15 protein-coding genes and 1 pseudogene are annotated in these 17,337 nt (G+C 39.7%); 6 read left to right on the top strand and 10 right to left on the bottom strand.

The window, feature by feature from the left end; genetic code table 11:
- Positions 1–187, bottom strand: a pseudogene (locus F564_RS0105995) (IS982 family transposase); the annotation flags it as partial.
- Positions 188–322: 135 nt separating this feature from the next.
- Between F564_RS0105995 and F564_RS0105990 the strand changes: the two are divergent.
- The 3 genes from F564_RS0105990 to F564_RS0105980 all read left to right on the top strand — a co-directional run bounded on the left by F564_RS0105990 (position 323) and on the right by F564_RS0105980 (position 3,608).
- Positions 323–928, top strand: coding sequence for a SprT-like domain-containing protein (locus F564_RS0105990; RefSeq protein WP_028121824.1), 606 nt, complete (start codon positions 323–325; stop codon positions 926–928).
- Positions 915–1,994, top strand: a complete 1,080-nt coding sequence (locus F564_RS0105985; protein ID WP_228373870.1) for a mannose-1-phosphate guanylyltransferase — start codon at positions 915–917, stop codon at positions 1,992–1,994. Before F564_RS0105990 ends, F564_RS0105985 begins: the two co-directional genes overlap by 14 nt.
- 81 nt (positions 1,995–2,075) lie before the next feature.
- Positions 2,076–3,608: a YifB family Mg chelatase-like AAA ATPase gene (locus F564_RS0105980; RefSeq protein WP_028121822.1), complete on the top strand. Its 1,533-nt coding sequence runs from the start codon at positions 2,076–2,078 to the stop codon at positions 3,606–3,608.
- Between the two features lie 3 nt (positions 3,609–3,611).
- Here F564_RS0105980 and rnhA read toward each other — a convergent pair whose 3' ends face one another.
- Positions 3,612–4,094 (bottom strand): ribonuclease HI, encoded by a 483-nt coding sequence (rnhA, locus tag F564_RS0105975; RefSeq protein ID WP_028121821.1) that lies wholly within the window; start codon positions 4,092–4,094, stop codon positions 3,612–3,614.
- Between the two features lie 183 nt (positions 4,095–4,277).
- Complete coding sequence (gene dnaB / locus F564_RS0105970) at positions 4,278–5,855, bottom strand: replicative DNA helicase (RefSeq protein WP_028121820.1); 1,578 nt, start codon at positions 5,853–5,855, stop codon at positions 4,278–4,280.
- A gap of 211 nt (positions 5,856–6,066) precedes the next feature.
- Here dnaB and F564_RS0105965 point away from each other — a divergent pair, with 211 nt between their 5' ends.
- Together F564_RS0105965 and F564_RS0105960 are read left to right on the top strand one after the other, a co-directional pair.
- Complete coding sequence (locus tag F564_RS0105965; RefSeq protein ID WP_028121819.1) at positions 6,067–7,530, top strand: DUF5687 family protein; 1,464 nt, start codon at positions 6,067–6,069, stop codon at positions 7,528–7,530.
- A 26-nt stretch (positions 7,531–7,556) separates the two neighbouring features.
- Positions 7,557–8,267 (top strand): ABC transporter ATP-binding protein, encoded by a 711-nt coding sequence (locus F564_RS0105960; RefSeq protein WP_028121818.1) that lies wholly within the window; start codon positions 7,557–7,559, stop codon positions 8,265–8,267.
- 54 nt (positions 8,268–8,321) lie between these two features.
- On the opposite strand, the gene F564_RS0105955 is transcribed toward F564_RS0105960, so the two are convergent.
- From F564_RS0105955 to fumC, 3 genes are all read right to left on the bottom strand, one after another.
- The gene (locus tag F564_RS0105955) at positions 8,322–8,651 is read right to left on the bottom strand and encodes a DMT family transporter (protein ID WP_028121817.1); all 330 of its coding nucleotides are present in this window, start codon (positions 8,649–8,651) and stop codon (positions 8,322–8,324) included.
- 70 nt (positions 8,652–8,721) lie between these two features.
- A complete protein-coding gene (locus F564_RS0105950) occupies positions 8,722–9,282 on the bottom strand; it encodes a Crp/Fnr family transcriptional regulator (protein ID WP_028121816.1) in 561 nt (186 codons plus the stop codon).
- Positions 9,283–9,363: 81 nt separating this feature from the next.
- Positions 9,364–10,758 (bottom strand): class II fumarate hydratase, encoded by a 1,395-nt coding sequence (fumC, locus tag F564_RS0105945; protein ID WP_028121815.1) that lies wholly within the window; start codon positions 10,756–10,758, stop codon positions 9,364–9,366.
- Between the two features lie 275 nt (positions 10,759–11,033).
- On the opposite strand from fumC, the gene F564_RS0105940 reads away from it, so the two are divergent.
- Positions 11,034–11,309 (top strand): hypothetical protein, encoded by a 276-nt coding sequence (locus F564_RS0105940; RefSeq protein WP_028121814.1) that lies wholly within the window; start codon positions 11,034–11,036, stop codon positions 11,307–11,309.
- Positions 11,310–11,420: 111 nt separating this feature from the next.
- Here the strand turns inward: F564_RS0105940 and F564_RS0105935 are convergent, their stop codons facing one another.
- The 4 genes from F564_RS0105935 to F564_RS0105920 all read right to left on the bottom strand — a co-directional run bounded on the left by F564_RS0105935 (position 11,421) and on the right by F564_RS0105920 (position 17,211).
- The gene (locus F564_RS0105935; RefSeq protein ID WP_028121813.1) at positions 11,421–12,815 is read right to left on the bottom strand and encodes an MFS transporter; all 1,395 of its coding nucleotides are present in this window, start codon (positions 12,813–12,815) and stop codon (positions 11,421–11,423) included.
- Complete coding sequence (locus F564_RS0105930) at positions 12,812–13,465, bottom strand: uridine kinase family protein (protein ID WP_028121812.1); 654 nt, start codon at positions 13,463–13,465, stop codon at positions 12,812–12,814. The genes F564_RS0105935 and F564_RS0105930 overlap by 4 nt, the downstream gene beginning before the upstream one ends.
- A 118-nt stretch (positions 13,466–13,583) precedes the next feature.
- The gene (locus F564_RS0105925; RefSeq protein ID WP_028121811.1) at positions 13,584–14,723 is read right to left on the bottom strand and encodes a glycoside hydrolase 100 family protein; all 1,140 of its coding nucleotides are present in this window, start codon (positions 14,721–14,723) and stop codon (positions 13,584–13,586) included.
- Between the two features lie 82 nt (positions 14,724–14,805).
- Positions 14,806–17,211 carry a TonB-dependent receptor gene (locus tag F564_RS0105920; RefSeq protein ID WP_228373869.1) on the bottom strand — a complete coding sequence of 802 codons (2,406 nt, stop codon included), beginning with the start codon at positions 17,209–17,211 and terminating at the stop codon, positions 14,806–14,808.
- Positions 17,212–17,337: the final 126 nt, after the last annotated feature.

The following is a 17,337-nucleotide window of genomic DNA, read 5'->3' as shown; positions in this document are numbered from 1 at the left end:
AATTAGAGAGGTATCTAAACAACTGATATTCTGAATCTATCGATAAATATTCCGCAGAAATATTTATTGCAATGAGCTCTAAATCAGATAATTTTGGTTTAATTGGTTTGAAATAAAAATTTTCTTTGATGGTTAATTTTCTTAATTCCTTTAAAATAAAATCGTAAATTGCATCTAGGTTATTCATAACGTATTAGATTGATAGTCAATACAATATACGAAATTTTCGTATTATGAGTAACCTTTTTTATAATGCACTACGGGTTAATGTAGTATTAAATCATTTGAATGTCTATTTTTGTAAAATAATCATTTATTCTTGATGTCCATTAATGTTTTAAACCAATACCTTCCTGATCACGCGTTTCCGTTTCTCAAAAAATGGTTTTCGGATTATTATATTCACATCAAAATTACGAAGAACAGAAATAGCAAGTTAGGCGATTACAGGAAACTGCCGGATAAGTCCCATCAGATCACCGTAAATTCTACTCTGGACAAGCAACTTTTCTTCTTTGTACTCACTCACGAGTTGGCGCATCTTATTGCTTTTGAAAATTTTAGCAACCGCATCACTGCCCATGGTAAAGAATGGAAAGATACATTTTCAGCAATGCTATTGGAGAGTATTGATCTCTATACCGATGATCTGAAACCCATCATTTTGAGATTTTCCAGAAATCCGAAAGCCAATTTTATGGCAAGTCCAGAACTGGTTCGTTATTTCCACATCGAAAATCCAGACGAAAATCTTGTTTTTGTTGAAGATTTATTAACAAATGATAAATTTCGTTATAAAGGCGAAGATTACCAGCTATTGGAAAAAAAGAAAAAGTTATATCTTTGCATCAATTCAAAAAACGCAAAGAAATATTTATTCCGTCCTTTAGCAAAGGTCGAAAAACTAATCATAAATGAAGAACAATAATTACTGTGTGATAATGGCTGGTGGAATCGGAAGCAGATTCTGGCCAATGAGTACCCAAAAATTCCCAAAACAGTTTCACGACATCTTAGGAACTGGGAGAACAATGATTCAGCAGACTTTTGACAGAATCAATCAGCTGATCCCCAAAGAAAACATCTATGTCATTACAAACCAAGAGTATGTAGAGCTTACACAACAGCAGCTGCCTGATATCCCAGCTAACAATATCGTAGGAGAACCGGCAATGAAAAACACTTCTGCCTGCAACCTCTTTATGGCAAAAAAAATAGAAGCAGTCAATCCGAATGCCAGCATCATTGTCATGCCAGCTGACCACCTGATACTGAAGGAAAAAGCTTTTCTTGAAAAAGTAGAACTGGGATTCACACTCACTGCAGAACATGATTATCTCGTCACTTTGGGCATTACACCCACACGACCAGATACAGGCTATGGTTACATTCAGTTTATACAGGAAAATAATGAGAATTACTCCAAAGTAAAAACCTTCACTGAAAAACCCAATCTAGAAATAGCCAAAAGTTTTATAGAATCTGGTGATTTTCTTTGGAATGCCGGAATCTTTGTTTGGAGCGTGAAAAGCATCTTGTCTGCTTTCAAAAAATACCTTCCGGAAATGGCCAATCAATTCAACAGTTGCGAATACAATTGTGAAGCAGAGCAAGAATGTATCGGTTTGATTTACCCGACAGTGAGTAAAATCTCTATCGATAACGGCATTCTGGAGAAGGCAGAGAACGTCTATGTTATCCCTGCCAATCTTGGCTGGAGCGATCTTGGAACCTGGACCTCCGTCTATACCAATGCTGATAAAAATGACGATAACAACGCGATCAGTTCTAAAAACGTCCTGACCTACAATTCCAAAGGAAATGTGATCAGAATAAAAAACCAGAACAAAGCAGCCGTAATTGATGGCCTTAAAAACTACATCATTGTAGACACAGAAAAAGCACTATTAATCTGTCCACGCGACAATGATCAGCTGATCAAAGATTACGTGCTTGATCTTAAAAACCTGAAGAAAGGTGAACGCTTTATGTAAATAAGCATTTTTCTCAAAAAACATTTAACTCTTTGGTTTTCATCAAAGAGTTTTTTTTATTTTTGGTAAAAGAAAACACAAATGCTTGTCAAAATTTACGGTGCTGCCATTCATGGCGTTTCTGCACAGATTATCACCATAGAAGTTAATGTTGACCAAGGTGTTGGCTACCATTTGGTAGGCCTTCCTGATAATGCTATCAAAGAAAGCAGCTATCGGATTTCCGCCGCACTCAAGAATTCTGGCTTCAAAATTCCTGGAAAGAAGATTACCATTAATATGGCTCCGGCAGATCTTCGCAAAGAAGGTGCTGCCTACGATCTAAGTATTGCATTGGGGATTTTAGCCGCCTCAGATCTGATTAAATATGAGAACCTCAGTGACTATATCATTATGGGAGAACTCTCGCTAGATGGTACTTTACAACCAATCCGTGGCGTACTGCCAATTGCCATAAAAGCAAGAGAAGACGGTTTCAAAGGCATCATACTTCCGAAGAAAAACGCCAGAGAAGCCGCCATCGTCAACCAGTTGGATGTTTACGGGATTGATAATATAAAGGAAATCATAGATTTTTTTAATGAAAATCTGCCTTTAGAAAAATTCGAGATCGATACAAGAAAAGAATTTCAGGACAAAGTAGATCATTTTCCTTTTGATTTTGATGAGGTCAAAGGTCAGGAAGCCGCCAAACGAGCGATGGAAGTGGCGGCGGCAGGTGGTCACAACATTATACTGATAGGTTCACCTGGAAGCGGAAAAACTATGATTGCCAAACGTTTGCCCAGCATACTACCGACGCTTAGTCTCAAAGAATCTTTGGAAACGACAAAGATCCATTCTGTGGCAGGAAAGATGGGAGCAGAAACTTCATTAATAACAATTCGGCCTTTCCGCTCGCCACACCACACGATTTCGGACGTAGCGCTAGTCGGCGGTGGCAGTTATCCGCAACCAGGAGAAATTTCCTTAGCACACAATGGCGTGTTATTTTTGGACGAAATGCCCGAGTTCAAAAGAACAGTTCTTGAAGTGATGCGACAACCCTTGGAAGACCGCGTTGTGACCATTTCGCGGGCCAAATTCACCATAGAATACCCTGCAAGTTTTATGCTCGTAGCCAGTATGAATCCCAGTCCCAGCGGTTATTTTCCTGATGATCCAAACAACACCTCATCCACAATGGAAATGCAGCGTTATATGAATAAACTGTCTGGACCACTTCTCGACAGAATCGACATTCATATCGAAGTTTCAAAGGTGGAATATGAACAACTGACGGAGAAGAAAAAAGGCGAGAGCAGTGCAAGCATCAGAGCAAGAGTCAATAGAGCAAGAGATATCCAGAATGCGAGATATAAGGATTCTGACATCAATTACAATGCACAAATGGGATCCAAAGAAATGGAAAAACATTGCGAACTGGATGAGTATTCACAATTATTGATAAAAGCAGCCATGTTGAAGCTCAATCTGTCCGCAAGAGCTTACAGCAGGATCTTGAAAGTCGCCAGAACCATCGCCGATCTGGAAGATTCTGCAAATATACAGGGCGACCATATATCGGAAGCCATACAATACAGAAGTCTGGATCGTGATTTTTGGAATGTTTAGAATTTAAAACAATCCGCCCTCACTTTGATTTTCAAAATAAGCATCAACTTCCAGCTTTCCGGATTTTGCTGCAGTGACAGCTAATTGGTCACAGATCTCATTTTCAGGATGACCGGCGTGGCCTTTGATCCAATGGAATTTGGGTTCGTGAAGTTGGTATAAAGTGTAAAAACCTTTCCACAGATCTGGGTTTTTGACATTCTTCCAACCCCGTTTGATCCAGCCGTAGATCCATTTCTGGTTGATCGCGTCCGCAACGTATTTGCTGTCGGTGAAGACGTGGACATCGTTGTCGGGACTTTTCAATTTTCCAAGTGCAACTATTACTGCCATCAGTTCCATCCGGTTGTTGGTGGTTTTTCTGAAACCTTTGGAGTAGGTTTTCTGGTATTTTTTGTCTGGAACGCGCATCAGAATGCCGTAACCGCCAGGTCCGGGATTTCCACTGCAGGCGCCGTCTGTATAGATTTCGATTCTTAAACTCAAAAGATAGATTTAAAATTAAATTGGGGAAGTTGATATCACAAAGTTGCAAGAAGATTAAAAATTGACTGCTTTAAGTTGCAAGTTTTGAACGTTTTTTGAAATAAGAATACCATTGTTTTGATTTCCTTTTTGCGACTTAACGATCTTCGATTAAGTTTCTTGCGCCTTTGCGTTAAAACTTAATTAAAAAGCAAAATCATCCTCATCATCATTCATCGCAGAACCAGAAACCTGATTATTATTGGTGTTCGGAAGTCCAAAAGCCGAATGTGGATCGCTGGTGATCGTAATTCTGTCAAAACCTGAGGGTTCATCTTTCTGCCCAAAACTGGAAGGTGTGTATTCGTAATTGGTTCCAAGATCGGCAAACTTACCAATGTTCTTGTGGAAAGCCAGGCGCACGTCAGCAGTAGCACCATTTCTGTGTTTTGCAATGATGATCTCAGCCTGATTTTCTGTGCTGGATTCTGCGCCTTCTTCGTCATTATCCCAAACGGCAATCTTGTAATATTCTGGCCGGAAGATAAACGAAACGATATCCGCATCCTGCTCGATGGCTCCAGATTCACGGAGGTCAGAAAGCATCGGTCTTTTTCCCGGACGTGTTTCCACACTTCTGGACAGCTGCGAAAGTGCAATGACCGGAACGTTCAGTTCTTTTGCAATCGCTTTTAGAGATCGGGAGATCATCGCAATCTCCTGCTCACGGTTTCCTGCGCCTTTTCCGGAACTTGCCGTCATCAGCTGGAGGTAATCGACCATAATGATCTTCACCCCATGCTGCATTACCAGTCGTCTACATTTTGCACGGAAATCGAAGATGGAAAGTGAAGGTGTTTCATCGATATAAAGTGGTGCATTTTCCAATGCAGAAACGTTGGTGAACAATCTCTGCCACTCTTCATCCGCCATTTGTCCTTTTCTCAGTTTCTCGGAAGAGATGCCGGTTTCGGAAGAGATCATCCTTGTGATCAACTGTACAGATGCCATCTCCAGCGAGAACAGCGCCATCGGAATGTTGTGATCCACGCAGATATTTCTCGCCATTGATAGGATAAAGGCCGTTTTCCCCATCGCAGGTCTAGCCGCAATGATGATAAGGTCTGAGTTTTGCCAGCCTCCGGTTTCTTTGTCCAGAGCGGTAAATCCGGACGGAACACCTGATAAGCCTTCCTTATCTTTCAAAGATTTGATCTTTTCAATCGCTTCTTTTACCAATGAATTGGCTGTGTCGAAACCTTTTTTGATGGTTCCGTTTGTGATCTCGAAGAAGGATTGCTCGGCTTTATCCAGCAATTCGAAAACGTCGGTGGTTTCTTTGTAAGAACTGTCGATCACATTGGCAGAAACGTTGATTAATGATCTTAGAATGAATTTTTCCAGGATCACACGCACGTGATATTCTATATGGGCAGATGAGCTTACGCCCATCGTCAAATCAATAATATAGTGATCACCACCGCCTAGACTTAATTTTTCAGTTCTTTTCAGTTCCTGAATAACCGTCATCAAGTCGATGGGAGAATTGCTTTCGTATAATTTTAAAATCGCTGCAAAGATCGTCTGATGCCTTGGGTCGTAGAAGACCTCAGCTGTCAATAGATCTATGGAATGGTCGAGTCCTTTTCTGTCAATTAGAAAAGTTCCGATCACTATTTTTTCAAAATCCAATGCATTGGGCGGCATTTTGCCATCCGAAATAGAGAGTTCCTTTGCAAAATTACCGTGAATCAAACTCGATAATGTATCCTTCTGTGCCATTGTACAAAGATAGTTTTTTTAGAATTTTTCGACGATCAAGATGTTAACAAAATTATTCACAATTGATTCAAATCCTTTATTCAAAACAATCTTAATGTTAGTAAATTTATATTTCTACCATTTCTGTAACATTTCTGCGGATAAGTGAACTTAATAGATAGAAACATTATCAAATTCTAAATTCATTAAATTTAACCAAACTAATTCTCTTATGCTGCAACGGTTTATCAATCTAGAATTCAAAAGTTTTTTCAGGTCCAGTTCATTGGCAGGCAACATCGTCGTGAAGGTCTTCCAGCTTTTGGGAATGCTTTATTTGATGGCTCTGTTTGTTGGGATTGCTTTTCTTGCTTATTTTCTTCCGAAAAAAGAATTGCATATTGATCCGGTTTCTTTCATCAGCAAGTATTTGATTTATTGGCTGGTGGCTGATCTTTTTATCAGATATTTTTTCCAGCAGATGCCGACTCAGAACATCAAACCATTTCTGACGATGAATATCAGGAAAAGTACGCTCGTCAACTATATGATTGGAAAGACCTTTTCCTCATTTTTCAGTTGGGGCGGACTTTTCATTTACATTCCGCTTTTGGTGATTTTGCTTTACAACGCTCACTCGGTCTCAGGGAGTTTTGCCTGGATATTTGCGGTTATCATTTTAAGTTTTTGCAGTAATTTTCTCAATATACTTCTGAATGGAAAAGACTTGGTGGTCTGGATGATCGGAGCCGTCCTGCTTGCATTTGCAGGTTTGGATTATTACAAGATCATCTCATTGTCCTCATTTTCAGAATCTGTTTTTATTCAATTTTACAACCATTGGTGGACGATTATTGTTCCCATTTTGGTGATGTTGATGGGGTTCTTCATCGTTAAAAAATTCATCAAAGAAAACTTCTACCTGGACAAAGGTCTGGAAATGAAGCAGGACGTGGGAAAGACAGAAAGCATCAAGTTCCTTAATAAATACGGCGTTCTGGGCACCTTCATCAACAATGACATCCGAATGATCAAGCGCAGCAAGGCGGCAAAATCGATTGCTTTGGGTAGTTTCTTGTTCTTGTTTTACGGTTTGCTTCTGTTCAGTTCTCCTACATACAAAACCGCTTATATGCAGCTGTTTATGGGTTTGTTCGTCACAGGAGGATTTTTGTTTATGTTTGGACAAAGAGTTCCGTCATTCGACAGTTCTTATTATCCGCTGATGATGACCTTGAATGTGCCCTACAAAGAATACCTTAAAGCCAAATGGTGGCTCATCGTGAGCGCAGTTGCTGTGAGTATGGTTTTGGCCGTTGCATATGCGTTTGTGAGTTGGGAATTATACTTCACCTTTCTCGCGGGCGGACTTTATAATATGGGCGTCAATTCTCAGATCGTTCTGTTATCTGGTGCTTTTAATAAAAATCCTGTTGACCTCAATTCCAGAAGCAAGGCCATGGGGAAAAAGAACAATTTCAGTTTCAAAAACATCCTTTTGATTCTTCCACAAATGGTTTTGCCAATGGCGGTTTTCGGTGCTACAACATATTTATTTGGAACAGCTGCGGCGGTTGCTAGTTTGGCTGCTCTTGGATTGATTGGCTTTCTTTTTCGAGAAAAATTCTTTGATTTCATCGTCAAACTTTACAAGAAAGAAAAATATTCTACCATTAAAGCCTTCAAAGGAAATTAACTCTCACTCCCAATCTCTAAAAAAAAATGATCACAATCAATAACCTTTCCAAAATTTACGAAAGCAAAAAGGTTTTAGGCATCGAAAACCTTGATTTCCAAAAAGGTCAAACCATTGGCTTGGTTGGCAATAATGGTGCTGGAAAAACGACTTTATTCAGTTTAATTTTAGATTTGATTGAACCAACTTCCGGTTTTGTTTCCATTGATAATGAAAACGTCAACACATCCGAAAACTGGAAAAACAAAGTTGGTGCTTTCATCGATGAAACATTTCTAATTGGATATCTAACGCCCGAAGAATATTTCTATTTCCTTGGCGAACTGCGAGGACAAACCAAAGCCAATGTAGACGAGTTCCTGAAAAACTTCAACGACTTCTTCAACGGTGAGATCCTGAATGCAAAAAAATACATCCGTGATCTTTCCAAAGGCAATATGAAAAAAGTTGGCATCATTGGTGCTTTGATCGGAACGCCACCAATTATTATTCTTGATGAACCTTTTGCGAATCTGGATCCATCGACTCAAATTAAACTTAAAAATTTAATCAAAAACTGGTCTCAGAATTCGGATTCTACATTCCTGATTTCCAGTCACGATCTGGCGCACACAACAGAAGTTTGCGAAAGAATCGTGGTCATCAACAAAGGCGAATTGGTAAGGGATATCCAAACTTCTCCGGAAACTTTGAGAGATCTGGAGCAATATTTTGCAGACCAGGTTTCGGTCATTTAAGATTAAAAAAAAGCAAACTAAAAAAATGCCTCAGAAATCTCTGAGGCATTTATGTTAATGAGAAGAAACCGCCTTCAGTCCTACAATAGAACCAATTAAGGTGAAAATAAAAAAGATTCGCCAAAATGTTGCTGGTTCTTTGAAGATAAAAATCCCAACCAAAACGGTTCCAACGGCGCCAATTCCTGTCCAAACCGCATAAGCTGTTCCCAGCGGGAGACTTTGCGTCGCTTTCATCAGCAAAACCATACTCACAATGAGGGAAATAAAAAATCCACCATACCAAAGATAGGATTCTGTTCCGCTCGTTTCTTTTGCTTTTCCTAGGCAAGACGTGAATCCGACTTCAAAAAGTCCTGCGATGATTAAAATAATCCAATTCATTTTATTAAAAATTCCAAGACTGCAAAGTTCACTTTTGAAATCCAAAACCTTTTATACAAATGATAAAAAATTAAATTTCCGCTCGGGTCCTGCTCAAACTCACTTGTGTAATCCCAAGAAATGAAGCAATGTAACCGAGTTGAACTCTCTGCAAAATTTCTGGTTGTTCTCGTAAAAGTTCGCGATATCGTTGAGAAGCAGTTCCAAACTGTCTGGAAATGAAGAGTTCCTCAGTTTTTACCAATTCTTTTTCGGCCAATTTTCTTCCCCAGTTCGCAATGTGAATATCCGTTTCGAAAAGTTCCCGAAGTGCTGAGATTTCCAATTGATACAAAACGGAATCTTCCAAAAGATGGATATTTTCATAATTATTATCGTTCCCGACATAGCTTTTCATTGGCAAAGCCACATCACCTTCTTTCCCAAACCAAAACGTCACATCTTGATTTTCTTGAGGAACAAAAGCTCTTACAATTCCTTTTTTAATAAAATACATTGTCTTTTCCACTTTTCCGGCTTTGATGATGATGCTGTCCTTCGGAAACTCCATCTCAGAGATCAAATTCTTTAAAACTGATTTCGAATGCTCTGGAAGTGGAAATGTGCGGTCAAGAATTGTATCAATATTCATCAACGAAATTTAATAAAAATAAAAACTCCGAGAAAATTACCTCGGAGTTTGTCTATAATCTTTTGTCTAAAAGTCTATTTTCTATTTAAGGCTTCCAACCATATCTTCTGGTTTCACCCATTCGTCAAACTGTTCTGCTGTCAACAGTCCAAGATTCACGGCTTCTTCTTTCAAAGTAGTTCCGTTTTTGTGCGCAGTTTTAGCAATTTTCGCCGCATTTTCGTAACCGATGTGCGTATTAAGTGCTGTCACCAGCATAAGAGATTTGTCAACCAATTCCTTGATTCTCGGTTCGTTCGGCTCGATTCCAACGGCACAGTGGTCATTGAAAGAAACCATAGAATCAGCCAACAGCTGAGCAGACTGTAAGAAGTTTGCCGCCATCACAGGTTTGAAAACATTCAGTTCATAATTCCCTTGCGTTCCTGCAAAAGAAATCGTGGTGTCATTTCCAAGAACTTGTGCGCAAACCATGGTGATGGCTTCGTTCTGAGTAGGATTCACTTTACCTGGCATGATAGAAGAACCTGGCTCGTTCTCCGGAATGTGGATCTCGCCGATTCCAGATCTTGGTCCGGAAGCCAACAATCTAATGTCCTGAGCAATTTTATAAAGCGAAACCGCCAATTGCTTAAGTGCACCGTGAGATTCCACAATACCGTCGTGCGCTGCCAAAGCTTCAAATTTATTCGGAGCCGTTACAAAAGGAAGTCCGGTGAAATCTGCAATATATTTAGCCACCAAAACATCATAACCTTTTGGTGTGTTGAGTCCGGTTCCTACGGCAGTTCCGCCAAGAGCCAATTCCTTCAGGTGATCCAAAGTATTAATGATCGCTTTTTTCGCGTAATCCAATTGCGCTACATAACCGGAAAACTCCTGTCCAAGCGTCAAAGGCGTAGCATCCATCAGGTGCGTTCTCCCGATTTTCACAATGTTCTGGAATCTTTTCGCTTTCTCGTCAAGCGTATTTCTCAGTTTTTCCAAAGCAGGCAAAGTATCTTTCACCACTTTCGTGTAAGCTGCAATGTGCATTGCTGTTGGATAAGTGTCATTGGAAGACTGAGACTTGTTCACATCATCATTCGGGTGAACCAAAGTTTTCTCACCAAGATTTCCGCCGTTCAAAACGTGAGATCTGTTGGCAACTACCTCGTTCAAATTCATATTGGATTGTGTGCCAGAACCAGTTTGCCAAATTACCAACGGGAATTGGTCGTACAGTTTACCTTCAAGGATTTCTTCACAGACTTTTCCGATGAGATCTCTCTTTTCATTAGAAAGAACGCCCAATTCTGCGTTGGTATAAGCGGCAGCTTTCTTCAGGTAAGCAAATGCATCGATGATTTCACGAGGCATACTTCCTTCCGGCCCTATTTTGAAATTATTTCTGGAACGCTCCGTCTGTGCACCCCAAAATTTATCTGCAGGCACTTGCACGTCGCCCATTGTGTCTTTTTCGATTCTGAAACTCATTATATTATATTTATTTATTTTTTTAGGAGCTGTTTCCCGCTTTTCGCTATTACTCCTCACGCCAAGGCTTTTCCCGACGCTTGTTGTGGGGTAACCGCTGCAATCGGGGCTAGGGGATTTGTTTGTATTACAATCTTTCCCACCAACTTTCAACTGATTTTTACAACCTTACGAAATTACTAAAAACTAAAAGTTCAGCAAAATGAAAAAAATCAATCCAGAAATTTTGTGAAATAAAATAAAAACGTCTACTTTTGCTCAAAATATACAGCGATATGATGTTATCTGCATTTTGGCCAGCTTACCAATTTCTATGGACCGTTTACTTTTTCACTATGTTCTTGTGTGGATTTTGGTGTATTTTGATGTTCTTCGGATTTATCGTACCACTTTGGTTAACAGAAGGTGTTGCAGAATATTTCGGCAAGATCAACAAGAATTTCGATCCAGAAGAAGTGCGATACAAAAAACTGTATGAGCAGGAAGGCGTAGAGGTCATCTATCAAAGACCAGCTGGCGAAAAACCAGTAAGCCATGGACACCACCATTAATTCGGCAATTTTCTTTTCGTGAGAGATTGCACTCAGAGCGAAACAATATATATATTTAAATCCGCCTAAGTTTTCTTAAGCGGATTTTTTATTTCCCTGATATTTTTGTAGTTACTGTTTCTTTACATTCATAAAGTTGACAGAAATACTTGCCAGAACAAATAATATCCCTGCTGTAAAAATGGCTTTCTCTGGGCTGTTGTCTAATATTTCTTTGTAGATCGTCCCAAAAGTAACCGTCTGTATCAGCATAGGGACAACAATCATCATATTGATAATACCCATATAAACGCCTCTTTTTTCCGGAGGTATACTTGGCGAGACCATAGAATACGGCAATCCCATAATTGCGGCCCAACCTATTCCGAATAAAATCATAGGCAGGAGAAGCAGATATTCATTTTTGATCAATGGTAAAACCATCAGCGCCAGCGCTGTTGCAAACAGACAAAAGGTATAAACTTTTTTGGTTGAAAATCTATTTGCAAAAGGAACCAAAATCAAAGCAGTGATCATCGTCACCAAATTGTAAGTACCGTTCATCAAACCGGTTTGTCCAACAGCTGTTTGTACAAGATGTGAGATGTTCTTTGCCCACATGAGGCTGGCTTCTGAAACATGAGTGCCTTTTTGGGCGAGTTCAAGAAATACAGCGGCTTTTCGCTCCTCTGCTTCGGAGACGCCATAGACTGTTTTTTTCAGCATTGGCGTGATGAATTGCCAATAGCAAAACAGCGCATACCATTGGAAGAAATAGACCAACGCCAGTTGCCAAAGGACTTTGGGCATCTTATTGATAGATGAGAAGATCTCTGTAATATGTGAAAAATAATGGCTGTTTTCTTTTTCCCATTTTAGTGTTGCTAGTTCCTCATCGGTTGGCGGGATCTCTGGCGTTTTGTACACAGACCAAGCCACAGAAACGATGGAACAGAATGACCCTAGAAAGAAAGAATAATACACCCAGGCCGGGATACCACCAAGATTGTTCTCACCACCAAAATATTTTTGAAAGACAAACAAAGATAGATTGGCCAATGTGATTCCTGCGCCGACAAAGAGACTTTGCATCTGAAAACCAAATGTCTGCTGATCCTCCGGAAGTTTGTCGCCAATAAAAGCACGGTAGGGTTCCATAGCTGTATTATTAGCCGCATCCAGGATCCACAGCAAACCTACAGCCATCCATATCGCAGAACTAAACGGAAATGCAAACAATGCTAAACTGCAGAAAAGAGCACCGATTAAAAAGAATGGTTTTCTGCGTCCCCATTTTGGGCTCCAGGTTTTGTCGCTGATGGCGCCAATTAATGGCTGAATGAGCAAACCTGTAATAGGCCCTGCCAAGTTAAGGATTGGGAGCTGATCTGTATGCGCTCCTAAAAATGAATAAATTGGATTAATTGCGGTTTGCTGCAACCCGAAACTGTACTGGATGCCAAAAAATCCGATATTCATATTCCAGATTTGCCAAAAACTTAGTCTTGGAATTATTTTTTTTATCATTGTGCGGATGGTATTAAGACTTTATAATCATTATCCAAAATCAAATCAGCCTTGCTTTTATATGCTTTGATGATCTGATGTTCTATCTGCAGAACCTGTTCTACAAAATCGCTTTTCTCGTCTCTGTTTCTTTCCATCCTGTTTTTGTAGGTGCTTTTAAAATTTCGATCGATGAATATTTTGAAATCGAAATCGTCCAGTTCCAGAATGTAAGTTCCTTCCACAATAACGACCTGAACGTCTTTTGCGAAAATCAACTCTGTGCTGATAGAGTTTTCAGGATAATTGACCAAGGGTTTCTCGAAAGAATCTGCTCCTGTTTTAAAACTTTGAATGTTTTGTGACAGAAGGTCCAGATTAACCTCGTGAGTCCCTACATTATCTATACTGACGAGCCGGTTCTCGTGATTGGATTTTGGAGGAAGCTTAAAATAATTATCCATCTGAATGACAACGCTTTTTATATTGTTTTTTTCCAAAATCTTGGAAACAGCGTATGCGGTTACAGACTTACCACTTCCACTTTCGCCTGCAATTCCTACGGCATATTTGTTATGGTTGCCAGAAGGGATTTTCGTATTCAGAATAGTGAAAATCTGTTCTGCCGTACTCAGGTGTTTTTCATCGATCTGTATGATATCTCCAATCATTTTCTAAATTATTTTATATGGGACAAAACATTTCACTGGAGGCATTCTGCTAAACTGAAATGTCTGTATTGGTCTATTTTTGATTTACTAATTAATTTCAAATACGAAGGCTCAACTTCTATGTTGGCTGGGGAATGGTCATCAATAGATATCCCGAAGCAGAAAAACAAAGTTTGTCCGTACCTGATGGCAAAAGTGCATCTGTTGTATAATATTCTTTGAAAGTTGATCCCTTTGCGGTCAGTAGTTCTTCGTACTGATATCGGATTTTTGCCGGGATGTCTTTTAGATCTTTGCGGGATAAAGCGTAACATATCCAACCAAGAAAAATAGGCCACGAACCACCATTGTGAAAATGATAAGGTTTATTTTTAAAATGATAGCTGTAGTTATTTTCCAACAGTTTCCAGTCTGTATCTTGTGGAAAAACTACAGGATAAAAAACAGGCAACATCCAATGCCGAAACTCTGCGTTTAAGCCATCCAGAAAGTGGGTGAATGGTTCCAGATCAACATCAAAATCAAGAAGAATTGCCAAGGCGTTTCCCGCGAGGTCAAAGCGTTCGTCGTAACCATTGGCGTTGAGAGAAGCCCACAGATAGGGTTTCTCACTCGCTTTTCCATAAGCTGTCTCGTGATACTTCGAACTGGCAGAATCATTCTTTTTAAAGTTGGTTTCTATTAAAAATTTAATGTTTTTTGCCTGAGTTTGCCATAAGAGGTTTTCATAAACTTTTGCTGCATTTGCAATTGCCCAATAGCGAAGGACATTGTCGTACAAAGTATAACCTGAAGTGATATATTCATCTGCCCAATTCCCGCCAAGAGGTGTGTAAATCAATCCACGGGCATTAAACTCCCATGAATCTAGACATTTCAAAGCAAGTTCTATATTGCTTCGGAGCTGCAGCTTCAGCGCATCATTTTTACGGTATTTTAAATATTCACAAGTTATGGCGACCCACCAGGTTGTAGCATCTACGCGCCCAACAAGACTGCCATAGCTAGCGGTATCATTCACAACATTGACATTGGAAGGGATCTGGCCGCTTTGTCCCTGATGTTTTGCCAAGGTAAGAATAGACCTTTCCAGAGCTTCTGTTATTTCTGGATCCTGAATAAGAATTCCTGTAAACCCTGTCATCATAGCATCCCGGGACCATACTCTTGCATAGTTGTCTGTCTTTTCTGATGATGCTAAAATCCCGTCTTTGGTAATGGCCTTTCTTATGATTTCAATAGCCTGATGTCTCAACATATATCCTTCTTTTTAGTGAAAAAAGTGGAATGAGAAAATCGGGTTTTTTCATTCCACAGAAAAAATTATTTAATCAGTTTTTTTAAAGATCAAACTTCACACTTATACTATAGCTGCTACCTGCCAGCGTTCTTGCTCTGATGATGCCGTTGCCACCTGTGATGCTGCCTTCCTCCGCTTCTGTGACTGCAATAGTATTGAAAATATTGTTTGCATTGAGGCTTACGGAAATGTTTTTCAGAAGCATATAGGAGATATATGGGTTCACTGCAACATATCCAGGCATTGTCAATTTATTAGAATCCTGAGTATATGCTTTTGTATTACCGATGAGGTATAGACCTAGGCTTAGTTTTTCCACATTAAAGTTTGGATTGACAGAATACATCAATTTGGGCGTTCTTCTCGGCGTATTTCCAATGATCGTTTGGTCCAGTGCATTTTTAATTTCTGCGTGTGTATAGGTAAGACCTGCTTTTATATCAAAGGTATTGCTGATTTTATAAAATCCGTCTAGTTCCAGACCTAGCGATTGGTATTTGTTTTCTGTCTTCTTCTGTGTGGTCACTTCATAATTGGCTTCAACTGTTTTTGCATAGAAGAATGTCGAGTTTAGGAAATAGTTTGCACCTCTGAGTTTATAGCCAGCCTCGAATTGGTTGACCTTATTCACTTTCACAGCATCCAGAGATGGGTCGCTATTATTGGTGTAATTATATCCGGAGAATAGGATCCTGTCCGCAGAAGCACTTCCTCCCTGACTTATTCTTGCAAAAATTGCATTGCGGTTGTTAAGCGTGTAATTTGCGCCAACAGAATAACCGAAAATTCCGTATTTGTAATTCACCGGGATATTGATATTATCATTCGTCGCAACGCTCATTTCCGGTGCATCTATAACGCCATTTCCGTTGATATCAATAGGGGCACTGGTATTTGTAGCTCCTGAAAATGTACCATTGACCTTTCCGAAATCGTATCTAGCTCCAAGATCAAAAGTTAGCTTGTCGACAGCTGTGATTTCGATCTGGGCGTGAGGAGCTGTTACATCATATTTCGTATCATAATTTCGATTAAGATTACCCCAGGCCGGCACCCCATAATTAAGAAGTCCGTGATCTGTCAGATACTTTCCGGAGGCATCTACGACATCTACCAGTCTTGCATCCTTGTCATTCACTTCCTGCAAGTAGGTATTCCAGTTCCAAGACATGTTTATGTTTTGAATCCCTTTGTACAAACCTGCGTTCAACTTGATGCCATCCCACTTTTTGCTGATATTAAAATCATTAAAGAAGTTGTTAAAATTATTCAGTTTCACATTGAACAAATGGATCTTCATGTAATTCGCATTCATATCAACAGCCGTATTGGTTCCTGCGTAGAACGCTTTGGCGAATCCTGTAACGGTGGATAATATGTCTGTCCCGCTGCCAACATTTGCCGGGAAAGGCGCAATAAACTGTCCGTTATTTGCAGTATATCTTGCTTTTTCTTCAAGCTTCCAACCTTCTCCAAGATCATAATTCAGTTCTGCACCAATAGCTTTGGAAACAGAATGCATCCCATCGGAAATATTGCTATCCAAGATATTACCATCGCCGCCCATGGTTCTGTCTTTCATCAGATTGATGGTTTGCAAGGCACCTGTGAGGATATTATAATTAGAAAGAGAATTCCAATTTGGATCGCTGTCCGTTCCGGATACACCAACAGGCATTGGCATATATGCCGCTGTTCTGTCATCCAGAAGTTTTGTATAGACCCGGAAGCTTCCTTTTTCGAATTTTTTAAGAAGAGACATCCTGAACTGTCCCCCACTATTGGAGTTGAATCCTGTTTTTCTCGGACCGTCGCCCACTCTGTAAAACCCACCGACACTGATAAAAGTATCATTTCCTACAGATGTACCATAATCAAAATCTGTGCGGAAGTTTTTATAATTGAGTCCAACCTGTTGCGTAAGACTACCACCTTGTATCTCACCGGTTTTTGTAATAAAATTGATGATTCCCGCAGGTGAGTTACTCGCAAAGACAGAAGCAGAACCACCTCTCAAAGCCTCTACTTTAGAAACGAAGGAATCAAATCTTGTAAACTGATCCTGGGTGCCAAACGCAATATCTCCAAATTGCATCACAGGCAGCCCATCTTCCTGGATCAATAGATATCTGGAACCACCCGCAGAAACAGGAACGCCTCTTACCGTGATGTTGGAGTTGCCTTCTCCTCCAGAAGATTCTGACCGTATTCCTGGGATCGTCCTGAAGATTTCTGCTGTTGTTCTGGGAGCAGCATTTTGGATATCCTTCATTTTCAATGTAGAAATGGAGGTGCTGGTCTTGATAGACGATTTGGGGTTGGAGTTTCCTGTAATAACAATTTCATCAATGGTTTTGTCTTTTGAAATAGTATCATTACCAGTAGTTTGGGAAAACATAAATGCAGCAACATTGAATGTCCCGAAAATCAATAACTTTTTAGTCATATTTATTTTCATAATGGTGAGTTTTGTTTTGCTAAAAGTATTTTATTTGGCTACATAAAAATCTTTTGTAAACCCTGTATGAACTTAAGATTAATTTCAATCGTTTGCACAAACGTTTGCGGTTGG

Source organism: Epilithonimonas tenax DSM 16811, assembly GCF_000428485.1.
GTDB classification, from domain to species: Bacteria; Bacteroidota; Bacteroidia; order Flavobacteriales; family Weeksellaceae; genus Epilithonimonas; species Epilithonimonas tenax.
The sequence above is the reverse complement of the archived record's forward strand: the minus strand, read 5'-3'. Positions and strand labels throughout refer to the sequence as shown.